Below are 17123 nucleotides of genomic sequence, written 5' to 3'. Positions count from 1 at the left end.
GCCCGGCCAGCAGGGTCAGCGCGCCGACCGCGAGCCGGCCGACGCCGCGCACCGCGAACACCGCGACGGCCGCGGCCAGGCCCACCAGGGCCAGCCCGCCGGGCAGTTCGGAGATCCTGCCGCCGGTGACGGACACGTCCAGGGTGCCGGCCCGCCCCTCGGCCCAGACCCGCCCGGCCGCGGTCAGCACCAGCACCGCGCTCAGCACGGTCAGCAGCAGCATCACGCCGAGGGTGCGGCGGCCCGCCGTGGGCGTCGCGGGAGCGTCGGGGGCGGGGGTCTGGTCTGCAGCGGTCACCCGTCCACTATCCCCCGGGCCACGCCCTACGCCGTACCCGGGGTGGGGAACTCGTCCGTCCGCAGCACCACCGTGCGACCGCCCAGCGGCAGGAACAGGTCGTTGCCGAAGGGCACCCGCTCGGCCTCCCGGTACACCCCGCCGGGGGACGGCGCGGTGTGCACGGTGCAGACCGCGGCCGCCGGGTCGACCACCACGTACAGCGGCACGGCGCTCTCCGCGCAGGCCCGCGCCCAGGCGTGGTCCCGGCCCGGGTGCGACACCTCCAGCACCGCCTCGACGTCGGCGGCGGCGTACCGGCCCCGGGCATGGTGGACGGCGTCCGGGGCGAGCACCGCCAGGTCCGGGGCGAGCGGCCCGTGGGCGGCCGGGAAGTCGACCAGGACACCGGACAACACCCGCCCCCGGACCCCGAGTTCACCCTCGACCTGGACGGCCGCGCCGAACACGACCCCCCAGCGCAGCTCGTCGTACGGCACCTCGGGCATCCCGGCCGCCTCCTCACGCCTCAGGACAGTTCCGGCCTCCGCAGCGTATTGGCGGTGGCGACGGCCCGCAGCACGGCGGCCGCCTTGTTGCGGCACTCGGTGTCCTCGCCGTGCGGGTCCGAGTCGGCGACCACGCCCGCGCCCGCCTGCACGAACGCGGTGCCGTCGCGCAGCACCGCGGTGCGGATCGCGATCGCGGTGTCCGAGGCCCCGGCGAAGTCCAGGTAGCCGACGCAACCGCCGTACAGCCCGCGCCGGGTGGGCTCCAGCTCCTCGATGATCCGCATCGCCCTGGGCTTGGGCGCGCCGGAGAGCGTCCCGGCCGGGAAGCAGGCGGTCAGCACGTCGAAGGCGCTCCGCCCCGGGGCGACCCTGCCGGTCACCGTCGAGACGATGTGCATCACATGGCTGTAGCGCTCGATCTGCATGAAGTCGACCACCTCGACGCTGCCCGGCTCGCAGACCCGCCCGAGGTCGTTGCGGCCCAGGTCGACCAGCATCAGGTGCTCGGCCCGCTCCTTGGGGTCGGCGAGCAGCTCGGCGGCCAGCGCCGCGTCCTCGTGCGGGGTGGCGCCCCGGTGCCGGGTGCCCGCGATCGGGTGCACCATCGCCTCGCCGTCGGTGACCTTGACCAGCGCCTCCGGGCTGGAACCGACCACGTCGAAGCCGCCCTCGGCGCCGCCGTCCGGGCCCGGGAAGCGGAACAGGTACATGTACGGGCTCGGGTTGGTGGTGCGCAGCACGCGGTAGACGTCCAGCGCGGAGGCCGGGCAGGGCGCCTCGAAACGCTGCGAGGGCACCACCTGGAAGGCCTCGCCGGCCCGGATCCGCTCCTTGATCTCCTCCACCGCCGCCCGGTACGGCTCCCCGCCGAACGGCGAGCGCACCTCGCCGGGGCCCGCCGGGGTGAACGTCGCCAGGCCCGGGTCGACGGGCTTCAGCAGACCGGCCTCCATCGCGTCCAGGCGCGCCACCGCGTCCGCGTACGCCTCGTCCACGCCACTGGCCAGGTCGTTGTGGTTGACGGCGTTGGCGATCAGCAGCACCGTGCCGTCCGCGTGGTCGAGCACCGCCAGATCGGTGGCCAGCAGCATGGTCAGCTCGGGCAGCTTGAGGTCGTCCGGGTTGAGGTCGGGCAGCTTCTCCAGCCGGCGGACGATGTCGTAACCCAGGTAGCCGACCAGGCCGCCGGTCAGCGGCGGCAGGCCGTCGTCGGCGTGCCGCGGGGTGTGCAGCGCCTCCAGGGCGGCCCGCAGCACCTCCAGCGGGTCGCCGCCGGTCGGGATGCCCACCGGCGGGGTGCCCAGCCAGCGGGCCTCGCCGTCCGGGCCGGCGGTCAGCGCGGCCGCGCTGCGCACGCCCACGAAGGAGTAGCGCGACCAGCTGCCCTGCTCGGCGGACTCCAGCAGGAAGGTGCCCGGCCGCTCCTCGGCGAGGCTGCGGTACAGGCCGATCGGGGTGAGGCCGTCCGCGAGGAGCCTGCGGGTGACGGGGATGACCCGGGTGTCGACGGCGAGCTTGCGGAAGGCTTCGAGGTCCATGCGGGGCGGCACCTTCTGGGGTTGTGGACTGGGGGTCAGGAGGTCTGGAACAGCACGTCGGCGTCGAAACAGGTCCGGTCGCCGGTGTGGCAGGCCGCGCCGGTCTGGTCGACCTTCACCAGCAGGGTGTCGCCGTCGCAGTCCAGCGCGACCGACTTGACCGCCTGCGCGTGGCCCGAGGTGTCGCCCTTCACCCAGTACTCGTTGCGGCTGCGGCTCCAGTAGGTGCAGCGGCCGGTGGTGAGCGTGCGGTGCAGCGCCTCGTCGTCCATCCAGCCCAGCATCAGCACCTCACCGGTGTCGTACTGCTGCGCGATGGCCGGGAGCAGGCCGTCCTCGGTGCGCTTGAGGCGGGCGGCGATCGCCGCGTCGAGGGACGTGGTGCCGGGGGCGGCGGGTGTGGTGGACATGGGGCCATTGTGTCAGCCCCTCCGGGCGGCGAACCGTTCGCGGGCCGTTCGCAGGCGTCCCGTTCGGGCCCACTTCCGCCAACCACCTGCCGCGCGCGGCCCCCGTGGGCCATCCTCGGGCCATGACCTCCGAGCAGCAGCCGCCCGAAGCCGCCGCCACCCGTCCGCCCCGGAGCCTGGTGATCACCGTCGCCGCCGTGCTGGCCGTACTGCTCGCGGTGGTGGCCACCGTGCTGCTCTGGCCGGAGGACGACCGCAAGCCCGCCGCGGCCCCGCCCACCCCCACCGCCACCCCGACACCGACCCCGACCCCGACTCCCACGCCCACCCCGACCAAGCCCCAACCCCCGTACGCCTTCTTCCCGGTGGGCACCTGCTTCGACCACCCCCAGCTCAGCCCCGTCATCACCAAGGCCGAACAACGCCCCTGCACCGGCGACCACGACGGCGAGGCCATCGCCGACCTCAAACTCCCCGACAACCTCACCGGCGAGATCCCCATCGCCCTCGCCATGCGCGACGGCTGCAAGGACGCCGAAACCACCGCCAAGTCCCACCAGCCCGACGGCAAGACCTACTACCCCCGCCAGTTCGGCCCCGCCCTGGCCAACTACCAGCAAGGCTGGCGCGACTACACCTGCACCCTCACCGCCGGCAACAAGCCGGGCGGCCCCAAGCTCACCGCCCAGCTCCACCCCTGAGCCGACAGACAAAAGAATGTAGATACACAAAGAAAACGAGTGCGCCGAAGCAGCAACGCCACGTCCCTCGCCTCATCGCTGCGCAGGAAGTCGGTTCGGCCGACTTGCTGCGCAGCGATGAGGCGGGAGCGAAAACCACGGGGAAGATAAGACCGCCTTCCGCATGGGAAAGCCACGCTCAGCGCCCCACGGCGTCGGGCCGTGGGGCGCAGGCTCAACCCGCCTACGGGGTGAGCCGGTTGGGCCCGCGGAAGAGGAAGGTCGCCTCGCGGATCGAGGTCAGGCCGAGCAGGACCATCAGCACCCGGCCGAGGCCCATGCCGAGGCCGCCGTGCGGGGGGCAGCCGTAGCGGAAGGTGTTGAGGTAGTCCCGCATCGGTTCCGGGCTCATGCCCTTCTCGGCGGCCTGCTCCAGGAGTACGTCGTGGCGGTGTTCGCGCTGGGCGCCGGTGGTGACTTCCAGGCCGTTCCACAGCAGGTCGAAGCTCAGGGTCACGCTCGGGTCGTCGGCGGGCCGCATGTGGTAGAAGGGCCGGATGCCGACCGGGTAGTGGGTGATGAAGGCGAACTCGTGCCCGGTGGCCTCCTTGAGGTGGGCCGAGATGGCCCGTTCGCCCTCCGGGTCCAGGTCGACCTTGACCCCCTCCGGGTCCCAGCCGCCCTTGCGCAGGATGCGGTGCGCCTCGGCCATGGTGATGCGGGGGAAGGGCGTCGTGGGCACGGTGACCTCCACGCCGAAGTGCTCGGCGATCGCCTCGCCGTGGGTGTCGGCGACCTTGGCGATGGCGTGGGCGAGCATCTGCTCCTCGAAGGCCATCACGTCCTCGACGCCGTCGATCCAGGCCAACTCGACGTCGACGCCGGTGAATTCGGTGGCGTGCCGGGAGGTGAAGGAGGGTTCGGCACGGAAGACAGGACCGATCTCGAAGACCTTGTCGATGCCGGCCGCGATCGCCATCTGCTTGTAGAACTGGGGCGACTGCGCCAGGTACGCGCTGCGGCCGAAGTAGCCGAGCTCGAAGACCTCCGCGCCGGACTCCGAGGCGGTGCCCATGAGTTTGGGGGTGTGCATCTCGGTGGCGCCCTGAGCGTAGGCGTACTCGCGCATGCCCTGTTCCAGGGTGGTCTGCACGGCGAACACCAGCTGGGTGGCGGGGCGGCGGCGCACGTCCAGGAAGCGCCAGTCGAGCCGCTGTTCCAGGCCGGTGTGGTCGTCGATCGGCAGCGGCGTGGCGGCCGGGTTGAGGATCTCGACCGTCTCGGGGACGAGCTCCAGGCCGCCGAGCTTGACCTGTGCGGCGTCGACGACGCGGCCGGTGATCCGCACGGCGGACTCGGGGGTGAGGGCTTCGAGTCGGGCCTCCAGCGGCCCGCCGTCCCGCTTGTGGGTCACCTGCACCAGGCCGGTGGCGTCCCGCACGAGGACGAACTGCATCGTGCGCTGGAGGCGGAGGGTGTTCACCCATCCGCAGACGGAGACGGTACGGCCGAGGTGTTCTCGCAGTTCGGAGACACGGACGCGGCTGTGGATCATTGAGGTCCTCCGGAGGACATCGCCATGATCCCTTGGGAGTGCGGGCGAGAAGGGTGACTCGCGGTACCACCGCACTTTCGCCGCCACACAGGTGGCGGCCTCGTTCGGGCCCGGTGACGGGGGCCGGCCGGCGGGGCATTGGACCCGGGTGGGGTCGTTCCTCCCCGCGCTCGGGAGGGTCTTCGCCTCGGGGCGCGAGGCCGCCTTCACAGCTTCCGGCGGCTCTCTCTGCTCGCGTGATCCCTGGCTACTCGTCTCCGTCGACGCGTTGCCCAGCAGGATACGGAGTGTGTGGCGGCCACGGCAATCGAATAACCCCACACATGGGTGGGAGGACCTGCCGTGAGCTCGACCGTGCGAGTGACCGTGGCCGCCGGTCCCGAGGGACTCGCCGTGACGGCGAAGACGTGACCTGTGCCCGGAACCGCGCGCCCCGCCGGTGCGGCGGGGCACGCGGCACGGAGTCGATCAGTCCGACCGGGCCGGGGCCGCGCCGGCCCTGGGCAGCATGGGACCGAAAGCGGTCCGGACGTCGGCCATCGTGCGCCCGGCCTCCCGGAGTGCCCGCGGGAGGTGGTGCGCCACGGCTTCGACCAGTCCCCGGATGTGGTCACGGCCGACGTGCCGGGTGAGGGTGAAGCGCAGGCCCGACTTCTTCAGCGGCACGAGCGGGAAGGACGACTGGTTCACGTAGAACCCGTCGTCGAGCACGCGCCGCACCATGCCGTAACTCACCTCGGGCTCTCCGAGTCCGATGAAGTAGACCGGCGTCCTGGGGTCGGAGACGACGGGCAGGCCCGCCGCGGCGAGGAGCTCGTTGCAGTACTCCCGGCGCTCCGCCAGCTCCGCCTGGAGGGCCCCGATCCGGGTGGAGAGGTGGATCCGGGCCGAGGCGATCGCGGCCCCGAGCATCGGGGGCGGCAGCGGGTGGGAGTACATCAGTGGTCCACCGTTGACCTCCACCCGGTGGAACGCCTCCTCGGTGGGGAACACGGCGACGCCGCCGATGGTCCCGAAGCCCTTGGCGAGCGTCGTGACGAGCACCACGCGGCCACCCAGGTGCCGGCCGAGCTTCTCGAAGACGTAGCCCGCACCGTGCCGCCCGTACCAGCTCATGCCGTGCGCATCGTCGACGTAGAGGTGGAGCGCGGGGTACGCCGCCATCAGCCGGGCGAGGTCCTCGACCGGAGCGACGTCGCCGAACATCGAGTACACGCCGTCGATCAGATACCAGACCCGCTCGCCGGTGCCCTGCGCACGCCGCAGCCTGCGCTCCAGCGCGCCGAGGTCGTTGTGCCGCACCATGGCGAGCTCGACCCCCTGCTGCCGCCCGAGCTGAGCCGCCGTCTGGACGCTGAAGTGGACCTGTTGGTCCAGCACGGCGAGGTCGCCGGCCCCGAGCAGCGCCGGCAGCACGGAGATGTGGCACAGCGAAGTCGACGAGTACACCAGCACGGGGTGACCGTCGTACATCTCCCGTAGCAGTCCTTCGAGTTCGAGGTTCAGGCCGGAGGCCACATACCCCCGTGAGACCGAGAACTGAACGCCGAAGCGCTCGGTCGCGTCCACGGCGCCACGCCGGATCTGCTCCTCCTGCTCGAGCGAGAGGTAACCGCAGGTACCGAAGTTGAGCAGGTCCCGGCCTCCGATCCGCAGATACGTGCCCGGCGGCGCGTCGAGCCCGGTCGCCAGATGGCTGGTGCCCTGCCTCATCGCTTCGGCGATCAGCCGCTCGGCGGTGTCGGCGGAACTCTGGTACGGCACGGTGGCCATAGTGCAATCCCCTCAGACCATGGGGTGGTCGGACCATGGGATAAACGCCGCAGGTCCGAGGAGGTTACGGGAGTAGGGGGCAGCGGCACCCTAGGCTTGCGGCATGTCGAACCATGCACTCGCCGAACGCCACCGCCTCGCCCAACTGCTCACCGACGCCGGGCCGGACGCGCCCACGCTGTGCGCCGGGTGGAGCACCCGGGACCTGGCCGCCCACCTGGTGATCCGGGAGCGCCGTGCCGATGCCGCGGCCGGGATCCGGGTCGGCGCCCTGGCCGGTCACACCCAGCGGGTGCAGGACGGGTACGCGGAGCGGCCGTACGAGGAGTTGGTGCGGCTGTTCCGGGCCGGGCCGCCGGTGTTCTCGCTGTTCGCGCTGCCCGGTGCGGACGAGGCCGCGAACACCGTGGAGTACTTCGTGCACGCGGAGGACGTCGCCCGGGCGGGCGAACAGTGGAGCGCGCGACCGGTGCCGCCCGGCCGGTCCGAGGCGCTGTGGCGACGGCTGCCGATGATCGCCCGCTTCGAGGCGGGCCGCCGCTCCCCCGTGCGCCTGGCCCTGACCCGCCCGGACGGGCAGTCGCTGACGGTCGGCCCGGCCGGCGCCCCGACCGTCCAGGTCACCGGCGAGCCGGGCGAGCTGGTCCTGTTCGTCTACGGCCGCGGCGCCCGCACCGACCTCACCGTCGACGGCGACCCGAACGCCGTCGAGGCCCTCCGGCACGTCCTGCCGCTCCCGTAGGCGACGTCGCCCCTCGACGCGCCGAGGCAAACGGAAGCGGACCGAGGCGCGCGAGGACCGGCCGGCCGGACGAGGCGCGCGCAGGTCCAGCACGAACCACAGCGCCAGGGCGGCGGCCCCTACCGCCGGTCGACCGGGCCCTACCGCCGGTCGACCGGCCCGGTGCCGCGCTCCGGGTGGCGGACCAGCCACTCCCCCTCGCCGCCCGGCTCGGCCTCGGTGGCGCCCGCGAAGCCGTAGTGGATCGGCCCGCCGTCGCCGTCGCCCAGCCAGCGGGCGTCCGCGAGCTGCAGCGAGAGGGCGGACGGGCCGGCCGGGGCGGGCTGCTCCAGCACCAGCTCGTACGTGGTCTCACCGGGCCGGAAGGTCACCGCGGTCTCGGTGCTGGGCCGGCGGTGGAAGGCTCCGTCCGCGTCCGACCAGTACGCGGCGACGGTGACGACGAGCGTGCCGTCCAGGCTGCCGGTGTCCGGCTGGACGTACTCCTCCTCGGGGACCCAGCGCGCGTGGTGGCGGAGCTCCTCGCCGGCCCGGCGTTCGTCCCAGCGCACCCAGTAGCCCGCGACCCGCTTGACCGTCATGCCCTCGCGGACGACCCGGACCGCCGTCCGGGCCGGGCCGACCGGGGCGAAGGCCGCGAGGGAGACCACCGTCACCTGCTCGTAGGTGACCTCGCCGTCATCGGCGTTCTGCTCCGTCATCGCTGAACCACCTTGCCGGATAGTCGAGTTCGTCCGCGGCTGCGGCCGCTTGGGACGAGCGTAGGACAGCGGCGGAGCACTCCGGACGATTGCGCGGTTCCGGCCCCGCGGGCCCGGGCGTCCGGCTACCCTGCCCGCCACCGGACCGGCCGTCCGACCGTCCAGCCGTCCAGCCGTCCAGCCGTCCAGCCGTCCAGCCGGAGCGGAGCACGCGAAGCAGCCCCGCCCAGCCGCGCCCCGGCTGCGGATGCCGGTGCCCGGGTGCAGACTCGCAGGTGGCCGGGGAGGGGCGTGTACGCGCCCGACGGAAGCGCCCCGGTCACTCTCCGTCGAAGGGGCACCACCTCATGCTCACCACCGACTTCCCCATCGGCTCGCCTTGCTGGATCGACCTGGGCAGCCCCGACATCGCCGCGACCGCCGCGTTCTACGGCAAGGTCTTCGGCTGGACGTTCCAGGAGGTCCCGGAGGCGATGGGCTACGGCTTCGTCCAGCTGAACGGCAAGACCGTCGGCGCGATCGGCCGGCTCGATCCGAGTGACCGGTCGTCCTGGACGACGTACTTCCGCACCGCCGACGTGGACGCGACGGTCGCCGCCGCCCAGCAGGCCGGCGGCAAGGTGCTGGTGCCGCCGATGGACGTGATGGCGGAGGGCCGGATGGCCCAGCTCGCCGACCCGCAGGGGGCGCGGTTCGCCGTCTGGCAGGCCGGGAACACCCTCGGGCTGGACGCCGTGTCCGAGGACAACACCCTGGTCTGGTCGGAGCTGCACACCCAGGACCAGGACGGCGGATTCTCCTTCTACCACGGGCTGTTCGGCTGGCGGATGGAGGACTTCGAGCCGTCCCCGGGCATGAGCTACCGGGTGATCTCCACCGCCGACGGGGACCAGCAGCAGACGAGCTTCGGCGGCATCGCCCCGACGATGCAGGAGGGCCAGCCCTCCGCCTGGACACCGTACTTCGCGGCCGGCGACGTGGACGCGCTGGTCACCAAGGCGACGGCGGCGGGCGGCACGGTGCTGATGCCGGCCGCGGACGTGGAGAACGTCGGCCGGATCGCCTGGCTGGCGGATCCGAACGGTGCGCCGTTCGCCCTCATCAAGGGCGAGCCGCGGGAGTCCTGAGCACGGAAACACGAGGTACGCCGTTCGCCCTCATCGAGGACGGGCCGCGGGAGTCCTGAGCACGGAAACACGAGGAGGGCCCGCCACTGGCCGAGGCGGGCCCTCCTGCACGTCCGACGGTCACCGCACCGGGTGTCCGGCCTCCCGCAGCGCGTTCTTGACCTCGCCGATCCGCAGGTCCCCGAAGTGGAACACGCTGGCCGCGAGCACCGCGTCCGCGCCCGCCTCGACGGCCGGCGCGAAGTCGCCGAGCCTGCCCGCCCCGCCGGAGGCGATCACCGGCACGGAGACGGCCTTGCGCACGGCGCGGATCATCTCCAGGTCGTAGCCGTCCTTGGTGCCGTCCGCGTCCATGGAGTTGAGCAGGATCTCGCCCGCCCCCAACTCGGCCGCGCGGCCCGCCCATTCGACCGCGTCGAGGCCGGTGCCGCGGCGTCCGCCGTGGGTGGTGACCTCGTAGCCGGACGGCGTCTCGGCCCCTTCGGCGCACCGCCGGGCGTCGACCGAGAGCACCAGCACCTGCCGTCCGAACCGCTGGGCGATCTCGCGGATCAGCTCGGGCCGGGCGATGGCCGCGGTGTTGACGCCGACCTTGTCGGCGCCGGCCCGCAGCAGCTTGTTGACGTCGTCGACGGCGCGGATGCCGCCGCCGACGGTGAGCGGGATGAACACCTGCTCGGCGGTGCGGCGGACCACGTCGTAGGTGGTCTCGCGGTCGCCGGAGGAGGCGGTGATGTCGAGGAAGGTCAGCTCGTCGGCGCCCTCGGCGTCGTAGAGCTTGGCCATCTCGACCGGGTCGCCGGCGTCGCGCAGGTTCTGGAAGTTGACGCCCTTGACCACCCGCCCGGCGTCCACGTCCAGGCAGGGGATGACACGTACTGCGAGGGTCACGGCTGCTTGCCTTCCAGGGTCTTTGCCAGCCCGGTGCGGTACGCGTCGATCTCGACCTCGACCATCATCCGGGAGTCGATCAGTCCGTCGACCACCACCAGGGTGGCCACCGGCCGTACGGCGTCGAAGAGTTCGCGGTGGACCCGGCCCACCGCTTCGACGTCGCGGGCGTGGGTGAGGAACATCCGGGTGCGGACCACGTCGTCCGCCGTCAGGCCGTACGCGGCCAGCGCCTCCAGCGCGTTGCCGAACGCGACCCGGGCCTGCTCGTAGGGGTCGCTCTCGCCGTGGAGGACGCCGTCGACCAGCGCGCGGGCGCCCGCCACGTGTACATGGTCGCCGGCGGCGACCGCCTGCGCCGTGCCGATGACGTCCTCCCAGGGGGAGAATCCGATGACCCGACCGCGTACGACCTGACGTTCCGTCATCCGGAAACCGCCTCCAGGGCCTCTTCGAGGGTGAACTTCTGCTCGTAGAGTGCCTTGCCCACGATGGCGCCCTCGACACCCTCGCCGACCAGCGTGGCGATGGCGCGCAGGTCGTCGAGCGAGGAGACGCCGCCGGAGGCGACGACCGGGCGGTCGGTGGCGCCGCAGACGTCGCGCAGCAGCTGCAGGTTGGGGCCGGTCAGGGTGCCGTCGCGGTTGACGTCGGTGACGACGTAGCGGGCGCAGCCCTCGGCGTTGAGCCGCTCCAGGACGTCGAAGAGCTGGCCGCCGTCGCGGGTCCAGCCGCGGCCGCGCAGGGTGGTGCCGACTACGTCCAGGCCGACGGCGATCTTGTCGCCGTGCTCGGCGATGGCCTTGGCGACCCACTCGGGGGCCTCCAGGGCGGCGGTGCCGAGGTTGACCCGGGTGCAGCCGGTGGCGAGGGCGCGGGCGAGCGACTCGTCGTCGCGGATGCCGCCGGACAGCTCGACCTTGATGTCCAGCTGACCGGTGACCTCGCGCAGCAGCTCGTAGTTGCTGCCGGTCCCGAAGGCGGCGTCGAGGTCGACCAGGTGCAGCCACTCGGCGCCGGCGTTCTGCCAGGCGAGGGCGGCGGCCAGCGGCTCGCCGAAGGAGGTCTCGGTGCCGGAGGCACCCTTGACCAGGCGGACGGCCTGGCCGTCCCGGACGTCGACGGCAGGCAGCAGCTCAAGGCTCATCAGTAACAACTCTCAGACGGTCAGAGGGTGTTGACCCAGTTGGTCAGGAGGGCGGCGCCGGCGTCGCCGGACTTCTCGGGGTGGAACTGGGTGGCCCACAGCGGGCCGTTCTCGATGGCGGCGACGAACGGCTGCCCGTGGGTGGCCCAGGTGACCAGCGGCGGGTTGATCCGCGCGCTGTGGGTCTCCAGCTCCCAGTGCCGCACGCCGTAGGAGTGGACGAAGTAGAAGCGGGTGTCCTGGTCCAGGCCGGCGAACATCCGGCTGCCCTCGGGCACGTCCACGGTGTTCCAGCCCATGTGGGGGACGACCGGGGCGTCCAGCGGCTCGACGGTGCCGGGCCACTCGTCGCAGCCGAGCGTCTCGACGCCGTGCTCGACACCCTTCTCGAAGAGGATCTGCATGCCGACGCAGATGCCCATGACCGGGCGGCCCCCGGAGAGCCGGCGGCCGATGATCCAGTCGCCGCGGACGGACTTCAGCCCGCGCATGCAGGCCTCGAAGGCGCCGACGCCGGGCACGAGCAGGCCGTCGGCGGCCATCGCGGTGTCGTAGTCGGAGCTGACCGTGACGTTCGCCCCGGTCCGCTCCAGGGCGCGCTGCGCGGAGCGGAGGTTGCCGGAGCCGTAGTCGAGGACGACGACGTTCTTGCCCATGTTCAGGTGTCCAGTCTCTCTACGAAGCCAGGCGGATCTAGAGGCGCATGAGCCCGGAGCCCAGGCACATCACGGCACCGATGGCCAGCACCAGGATGACGCCCTTCGGCAGCTTCTGCTTCCAGAACGAGATCACTCCGCCGGCCAGGAAGAGGCCGACGAAGAGGAGGATCGTCGCGGTCTTGTTCACAGCGCGCCCTTGGTCGACGGGAGGATTCCGGCCGCGCGCGGGTCACGCTCGGCGGCGTAGCGCAGCGCCCGGGCCAGGGCTTTGAACTGGCACTCCACGATGTGGTGCGCGTTGCGCCCGTACGGGACGTGCACGTGCAGCGCGATCTGGGCCTGGGCCACGAAGGACTCCAGGATGTGCCGGGTCATCGTGGTGTCGTAGCTGCCGATCATCGGCGCCATGTGCTCGGGCTCGGTGTGCACCAGGTAGGGCCGGCCGGAGAGGTCGACGGTGACCTGGGCGAGCGACTCGTCCAGCGGCACCGTGCAGTTGCCGAAGCGGTAGATGCCGACCTTGTCGCCGAGCGCCTGCTTGAAGGCGGCGCCGAGCGCGAGGGCGGTGTCCTCGATGGTGTGGTGGGTGTCGATGTGCAGGTCGCCGTCGGTCTTGACGGTGAGGTCGAACAGACCGTGCCGGCCGAGCTGGTCGAGCATGTGGTCGTAGAAGCCGACGCCGGTGGAGATGTCGGTACGGCCGGTGCCGTCGAGGTCTATCTCGACCAGGACGGAGGTCTCCTTGGTGGTGCGCTCGACGCGTCCGATGCGGGACATGAGGGGTTACAGCTCCTGACTGGCAGCGCGTGCGGAGCGCGCTCGATCAAGGGTGGGGGTGGGAGACGGGAGGGCGGTGCGGACGGCGTCCAGGAAGGCGTCGTTCTCGGCGGGCGTGCCGGCGGTGACGCGCAGCCACCCGGGGACGCCGTTGTCACGGACCAGGACACCCTGGTCGAGGATGGCCTGCCAGACGGCGTGGGTGTCGGCGAAGCGGCCGAACTGGACGAAGTTGGCGTCCGAGTCGGTCACCTCCAGGCCCAGCGCGCGCAGCGCGTCGACCAGCCGGTCGCGCTCGTCCTTGAGCCGGCCGACGTACCCGAGCAGGGTGTCGGTGTGCTCCAGGCAGGCCAGCGCGGTGGCCTGGGTGACGGCCGACAGGTGGTACGGCAGCCGGACCAGCTGGACGGCGTCCACCACGGCCGGGTCGGCGGCCAGGTAGCCCAGCCGCAGTCCGGCGGCGCCGAAGGCCTTGGACATGGTGCGGCTGACCACCAGGTTGGGGCGGCCCTCGATCAGCGGCAGCAGCGAGGCGCGGTGCGAGAACTCGACGTACGCCTCGTCGACGACCACCAAGCTGGGCCGGGCGGCCTGCGCGGCCTCGTAGAGCCGCAGCACGGTGTCGACGGTGACCGCCGTCCCGGTCGGATTGTTCGGCGAGCAGATGAACACCACGTTCGGCCGGTGCTCGGCGATCGCGTCGACGGCCGCGTCCACGTCGATGGTGAAGTCGTCGCGCCGCGGGCCGGAGATCCAGGCGGTGCCGGTGCCGCGGGAGATCAGCGCGTGCATCGAGTACGAGGGCTCGAAGCCGAGCGCGCTGCGGCCGGGGCCGCCGAAGGTCTGCAGCAGTTGCTGGAGCACCTCGTTGGAGCCGTTGGCGGCCCACACCTGCGCGCGGGCCACCGGGAAGCCGGTGGTGCGGGTCAGGTACGCCGCCAGGCCCTCGCGCAGCTCGACCGCGTCCCGGTCGGGGTAGCGGTTGAGCCCGCGGGCGGCCTCGGCGACCCGCTCGGCGATCCGGGCCACCAGCTCCTCGGGCAGCGGGTACGGGTTCTCGTTGGTGTTCAGCTGGACGGGGACGTCCAACTGCGGTGCGCCGTACGGGGACTGGCCGCGCAGCTCGTCCCGGATCGGCAGGTCGTCGATGCGCGTCTCGGCGGTCACGAGCCCGACACCGTCCAATCGCTGTGCCAGTTGCGTTCGTCTCCGACGAAACGTGCCTTGATGGCGTCCCCGTGCCCGGGGAGGTCCTCGGCGTTCGCCAGGTTGACCACGTGGGCGGCGACGTCCGCCAGCGCCTCCCGGTCGTACTCGACGACCTGGACGCCGCGCAGGAAGGTCTGCACCGACAGCCCGGAGGAGTGGCAGGCGCAGCCTCCGGTCGGCAGCACGTGGTTGGAGCCGGCCGCGTAGTCGCCCAGCGAGACCGGGGTCCAGCGGCCGATGAAGATCGCGCCGGCGTTGACGACCTTCGCCGCCACGGCGTGCGGGTCGCGGGTCTGGATCTCCAGGTGCTCGGCCGCGTACGCGTTGACCACGGCGAGGCCCTGGGCGAGGTCGTCCACCAGGATGATGCCGGACTGCCGGCCGCCGAGCGCCTCGGCGACCCGCTCGCCGTGCTTGGTCCGGGCGACCTGCACGGCCAGCTCGGCCTCGACCGCGTCGGCCAGCGCCGGGGAGTCGGTGACCAGCACCGAGCCGGAGGTGGGGCCGTGCTCGGCCTGGCTGATCAGGTCGGCGGCGACGTCGGACGGCAGCGCGCTGTCGTCGGCGAGGACGGCGATCTCGGTTGGGCCGGCCTCGGAGTCGATGCCGATCCGGCCGGCGAACAGTCGCTTGGCGGCGGCCACGTAGATGTTGCCGGGGCCGGTGACCATGTTCACCGGCGCGCACTCCTCGGTGCCGAGGGCGAACATCGCGACCGCCTGGGCGCCGCCGACGGAGTAGACCTCGTCCACGCCGAGCAGCGCGCAGGCCGCCAGGATGGTCGGGTGCACCCGGCCGCCGCACTCCTTCTGCGGCGGCGAGGTCACCGCGATGCCCGACACGCCCGCCTCCTGGGCCGGCACCACGTTCATCACCACGGAGGACGGGTAGACCGCCAGCCCGCCCGGCACGTACAGGCCGACCCGCTCGACCGGCACCCAGCGCTGGGTGACCGTGCCGCCCGGCACCACCTGGGTGGTGTGCCCGGTGCGGCGCTGGTCGGCGTGCACGGCGCGGGCCCGGCGGATGGACTCCTCCAGCGCGGCCCGCACCTTCGGGTCCAGCGTCTCCAGGGCCTCGGCCAGCTGCTCGGCGGGCACCCGGGTGGACTCCAGCCGGACGCCGTCGAAGCGCTCGGTGATCTCGATCAGCGCCGCGACCCCGCGATGGCGTACGTCCTCGGCGATCGGTCGCACCTTCTCCAGGGCGGCCGCGACGTCGAACTCGGCACGGGGCAGCAGGTCACGCGGGTCGTCCAGCGAGCCGCGGAGGTCGATTCGAGAGATCACGCCACCCAGTGTAAGGAGTGGCCGGAACGGCTGGTCCCACATTTCAGTCCGTGATACGAAAGGCGAGACGACCGGGGGACGGGGGAAACCATGGCGGAGAGCGCCCCAGAAGGCTGGACCGACACGGAACGGGAGCTCTGGGAGGCCTTCCGGGAGGGCGAGGTCCTCGACCGCCGGTGTGGCCGGAACGACATCGACGACCCCTTCGGGGACACCCCGTGGGGGCCCGAGCGGACGGTCGGCGCCGACGTCCTCGCCCACCTGCTGCTGGCCGGCCCGCAGCCCACCGCCGGGCGGGTCGCCTCGCTGCGGATGAGCGGGGTGTACGTCACCGGCGCGCTCAACCTGGCCGGCGGCCACATCGAGCGGTACATCGAACTGCGCGGCTGCCGCTTCGAGCACAAGGTCCTGGTCTCGGAGGCCTCGGCCACCACCGTGCGCATGGTCGAGTGCGCGATCCCGCGGATCGAGGCCTCCCGGCTGTCCACCACCGGCGACCTCCACCTGGCGCGCTGCCGGATCCCCGAGGGCGTCCGGCTCACCGACGCCAAGATCGGCACCGACCTGCTGCTCAACCAGGCCGTCATCGGCGGCGACCGCTACGGCCGCGCCCTCTCCGCCGACGGGATGACCGTCCACCAGGACTTCGAGGCCGAACGCCTGGAGACCCGCGGCGAGTTGAGCGTCCGCACGGCCCGAATAGGCGGCCGCTTCTCGCTCCGCGGCGCCCAGCTGCACTGCGACCCGCAGAACAACCGCACCTGCCTCAACGCCGTCCGACTCAACGTCGGCCACACCCTCTACCTGACCAGCTCCGCCGACGGCGGCTGGTTCGGCTCCCGCAGCTACTACGGCTCCGGCTACGGCCAGAACCCCCCGCCGGGCGCCCCCACCACCCCGTTCCGCGCCTTCGGCCAGGTGCGGCTCTCGGACGCCCGCTTCGACGCCGCCTGCCTGATCTCCGGGGAGTTCCACCTGGAGGGTGACGACGAGCTCTCGCTGCGCCGCATCCACACCCCCGAACTGCGCTTCACCTGCCGGGTCCGGCCCACCGGGACGGTCTCGCTCTCCCGCGCCCGGGTCGGCAACCTGGTCGACCGCCCGGAGTCCTGGCCGCGCGGCAAGCACCTGGGCCTGACCGGCTTCGTCTACGAGAACCTGCGCCCGGTCGACCAGTTCACCGTCCGGCAGCGGATCGCCTGGCTGGAGGGCTCCGCGGTGGACTTCCAGCCGGAGTCCTACGAACAGCTCGCCGCCGCCCTGCGCCGCGACGGCGCCGACGACGACGCCCGCGAGGTGCTGTACGCCAAGCAGCGCCGCCGCCGGGAGACCCTGCCGCTGCCCGCCCGGATCTGGGGCCTGGTCCAGGACGTCACCGTCGGTTACGGCTACCGCCCCGGCCGCGCGGGCCTGTGGCTGCTGCTCGCCTGGGCGCTGGGCAGCATCTGGTTCGCCACCCACCAGCCCGACCCGCTCAAGGCCGACGAACGCCCGCACTGGAACGCGGTCCTCTACACCCTCGACAAACTGCTCCCCATCGTCGACCTCAACCAGGGCGCCTGGAACCCCGGCGGCACCAGCCAGTGGATCGCCGCCGGCCTCGTCGTCGTCGGCTGGCTCCTCGCCTCCACCGTCGTCACCGGCGCCACCCGCCTCCTCCAACGCGGCTGACCCCGCCCGCCGCCTGATTGCGCAGGAAGCGGCCGCACCGACTTCCTGCGCACAGTGCCCACAACTCCAGGGCCAAGCCTCGATGAGACCCCAGGCGGCCCTACACCCAAAGGCGCGGGCCTACCCAAGATTGACCACCCGCCCAGCCGTCTTTTCCACGAAGCC

General features: G+C 72.5%; 19 protein-coding genes. 4 read left to right on the top strand and 15 right to left on the bottom strand.

Translation table 11 applies throughout. The annotated features are described in order from the left end of the window. The 4 genes from BG452_RS02190 to hisI form a co-directional block, all read right to left on the bottom strand. The coding region (locus BG452_RS02190) for a Trp biosynthesis-associated membrane protein (protein WP_188302405.1) at nt 1–298 on the bottom strand (298 nt) is incomplete at its 3' end. A gap of 26 nt (nt 299–324) precedes the next feature. Continuing rightward, nucleotides 325–786, bottom strand: coding sequence for a Uma2 family endonuclease (locus tag BG452_RS02185; protein WP_188302404.1), 462 nt, complete (start codon nt 784–786; stop codon nt 325–327). A 20-nt stretch (nt 787–806) separates the two neighbouring features. After that, a complete protein-coding gene (locus tag BG452_RS02180; protein WP_188302403.1) occupies nt 807–2327 on the bottom strand; it encodes an anthranilate synthase component I in 1521 nt (506 codons plus the stop codon). 35 nt (nt 2328–2362) lie between these two features. Then, the gene (hisI, locus tag BG452_RS02175; RefSeq protein WP_188302402.1) at nt 2363–2737 is read right to left on the bottom strand and encodes a phosphoribosyl-AMP cyclohydrolase; all 375 of its coding nucleotides are present in this window, start codon (nt 2735–2737) and stop codon (nt 2363–2365) included. Nucleotides 2738–2859: 122 nt separating this feature from the next. Here hisI and BG452_RS02170 point away from each other — a divergent pair, with 122 nt between their 5' ends. Continuing rightward, the gene (locus BG452_RS02170; protein ID WP_188302401.1) at nt 2860–3438 is read left to right on the top strand and encodes a hypothetical protein; all 579 of its coding nucleotides are present in this window, start codon (nt 2860–2862) and stop codon (nt 3436–3438) included. A gap of 223 nt (nt 3439–3661) precedes the next feature. Here BG452_RS02170 and aspS read toward each other — a convergent pair whose 3' ends face one another. Together aspS and BG452_RS02160 are read right to left on the bottom strand one after the other, a co-directional pair. Then, nucleotides 3662–4972: an aspartate--tRNA(Asn) ligase gene (aspS, locus tag BG452_RS02165; protein ID WP_188302400.1), complete on the bottom strand. Its 1311-nt coding sequence runs from the start codon at nt 4970–4972 to the stop codon at nt 3662–3664. Between the two features lie 468 nt (nt 4973–5440). Next, on the bottom strand, nt 5441–6736 hold the full coding sequence (locus BG452_RS02160) for an aminotransferase class I/II-fold pyridoxal phosphate-dependent enzyme (protein ID WP_188302399.1): 1296 nt from the start codon (nt 6734–6736) through the stop codon (nt 5441–5443). A 112-nt stretch (nt 6737–6848) separates the two neighbouring features. On the opposite strand from BG452_RS02160, the gene BG452_RS02155 reads away from it, so the two are divergent. Beyond that, nucleotides 6849–7487 (top strand): TIGR03085 family metal-binding protein, encoded by a 639-nt coding sequence (locus BG452_RS02155; RefSeq protein WP_188302398.1) that lies wholly within the window; start codon nt 6849–6851, stop codon nt 7485–7487. Nucleotides 7488–7627: 140 nt separating this feature from the next. On the opposite strand, the gene BG452_RS02150 is transcribed toward BG452_RS02155, so the two are convergent. Next, entirely contained in the window at nt 7628–8188 is a 561-nt protein-coding gene (locus tag BG452_RS02150) for a hypothetical protein (protein WP_188302397.1), read from the bottom strand. 347 nt (nt 8189–8535) lie between these two features. Between BG452_RS02150 and BG452_RS02145 the strand changes: the two genes are divergently transcribed. After that, nucleotides 8536–9315 carry a VOC family protein gene (locus tag BG452_RS02145; protein ID WP_188302396.1) on the top strand — a complete coding sequence of 260 codons (780 nt, stop codon included), beginning with the start codon at nt 8536–8538 and terminating at the stop codon, nt 9313–9315. Between the two features lie 120 nt (nt 9316–9435). On the opposite strand, the gene hisF is transcribed toward BG452_RS02145, so the two are convergent. From hisF to hisD, 8 genes are read right to left on the bottom strand one after another with little or no spacing between them, the layout of a single operon-like run. Further along, a complete protein-coding gene (hisF, locus tag BG452_RS02140; protein ID WP_188302395.1) occupies nt 9436–10206 on the bottom strand; it encodes an imidazole glycerol phosphate synthase subunit HisF in 771 nt (256 codons plus the stop codon). Next, a complete protein-coding gene (locus tag BG452_RS02135; protein ID WP_188302394.1) occupies nt 10203–10634 on the bottom strand; it encodes a Rid family hydrolase in 432 nt (143 codons plus the stop codon). The genes hisF and BG452_RS02135 overlap by 4 nt, the downstream gene beginning before the upstream one ends. Then, nucleotides 10631–11356, bottom strand: coding sequence for a bifunctional 1-(5-phosphoribosyl)-5-((5-phosphoribosylamino)methylideneamino)imidazole-4-carboxamide isomerase/phosphoribosylanthranilate isomerase PriA (gene priA, locus BG452_RS02130; protein WP_188302408.1), 726 nt, complete (start codon nt 11354–11356; stop codon nt 10631–10633). The genes BG452_RS02135 and priA overlap by 4 nt, the downstream gene beginning before the upstream one ends. A gap of 17 nt (nt 11357–11373) precedes the next feature. Continuing rightward, entirely contained in the window at nt 11374–12009 is a 636-nt protein-coding gene (hisH, locus tag BG452_RS02125) for an imidazole glycerol phosphate synthase subunit HisH (RefSeq protein ID WP_188302393.1), read from the bottom strand. Between the two features lie 37 nt (nt 12010–12046). Continuing rightward, nucleotides 12047–12199 carry a hypothetical protein gene (locus BG452_RS02120; RefSeq protein WP_188302392.1) on the bottom strand — a complete coding sequence of 51 codons (153 nt, stop codon included), beginning with the start codon at nt 12197–12199 and terminating at the stop codon, nt 12047–12049. After that, nucleotides 12196–12789: an imidazoleglycerol-phosphate dehydratase HisB gene (gene hisB, locus BG452_RS02115; protein WP_188302391.1), complete on the bottom strand. Its 594-nt coding sequence runs from the start codon at nt 12787–12789 to the stop codon at nt 12196–12198. Before hisB ends, BG452_RS02120 begins: the two co-directional genes overlap by 4 nt. Nucleotides 12790–12795: 6 nt before the next feature. After that, nucleotides 12796–13956, bottom strand: coding sequence for a histidinol-phosphate transaminase (locus tag BG452_RS02110; protein ID WP_188302390.1), 1161 nt, complete (start codon nt 13954–13956; stop codon nt 12796–12798). Further along, a complete protein-coding gene (gene hisD / locus BG452_RS02105) occupies nt 13953–15287 on the bottom strand; it encodes a histidinol dehydrogenase (protein WP_188302389.1) in 1335 nt (444 codons plus the stop codon). The genes BG452_RS02110 and hisD overlap by 4 nt, the downstream gene beginning before the upstream one ends. Nucleotides 15288–15377: 90 nt before the next feature. Here hisD and BG452_RS02100 point away from each other — a divergent pair, with 90 nt between their 5' ends. Next, the gene (locus tag BG452_RS02100; RefSeq protein WP_188302388.1) at nt 15378–16958 is read left to right on the top strand and encodes an oxidoreductase; all 1581 of its coding nucleotides are present in this window, start codon (nt 15378–15380) and stop codon (nt 16956–16958) included. Nucleotides 16959–17123: the final 165 nt, after the last annotated feature.

This window comes from Streptomyces sp. CBMA123, from assembly GCF_014596465.1.
Lineage (GTDB): Bacteria > Actinomycetota > Actinomycetes > Streptomycetales > Streptomycetaceae > Kitasatospora.
Note: the sequence above shows the minus strand (reverse complement) of the source record. Positions and strands in the feature narration are given on the sequence as shown.

Excerpts from the sequence above, each read along its gene's own strand:
- BG452_RS02185 (WP_188302404.1), bottom strand. The coding sequence starts at position 786 with ATGCCCGAGGTGCCGTACGACGAGCTGCGCTGGGGGGTCGTGTTCGGC.
- BG452_RS02180 (WP_188302403.1), bottom strand. The coding sequence starts at position 2,327 with ATGGACCTCGAAGCCTTCCGCAAGCTCGCCGTCGACACCCGGGTCATC.
- hisI (WP_188302402.1), bottom strand. The coding sequence starts at position 2,737 with ATGTCCACCACACCCGCCGCCCCCGGCACCACGTCCCTCGACGCGGCG.
- BG452_RS02170 (WP_188302401.1), top strand. The coding sequence starts at position 2,860 with ATGACCTCCGAGCAGCAGCCGCCCGAAGCCGCCGCCACCCGTCCGCCC.
- aspS (WP_188302400.1), bottom strand. The coding sequence starts at position 4,972 with ATGATCCACAGCCGCGTCCGTGTCTCCGAACTGCGAGAACACCTCGGC.
- BG452_RS02155 (WP_188302398.1), top strand. The coding sequence starts at position 6,849 with ATGTCGAACCATGCACTCGCCGAACGCCACCGCCTCGCCCAACTGCTC.
- BG452_RS02150 (WP_188302397.1), bottom strand. The coding sequence starts at position 8,188 with ATGACGGAGCAGAACGCCGATGACGGCGAGGTCACCTACGAGCAGGTG.
- BG452_RS02145 (WP_188302396.1), top strand. The coding sequence starts at position 8,536 with ATGCTCACCACCGACTTCCCCATCGGCTCGCCTTGCTGGATCGACCTG.
- BG452_RS02135 (WP_188302394.1), bottom strand. The coding sequence starts at position 10,634 with ATGACGGAACGTCAGGTCGTACGCGGTCGGGTCATCGGATTCTCCCCC.
- hisH (WP_188302393.1), bottom strand. The coding sequence starts at position 12,009 with ATGGGCAAGAACGTCGTCGTCCTCGACTACGGCTCCGGCAACCTCCGC.
- hisB (WP_188302391.1), bottom strand. The coding sequence starts at position 12,789 with ATGTCCCGCATCGGACGCGTCGAGCGCACCACCAAGGAGACCTCCGTC.
- BG452_RS02100 (WP_188302388.1), top strand. The coding sequence starts at position 15,378 with ATGGCGGAGAGCGCCCCAGAAGGCTGGACCGACACGGAACGGGAGCTC.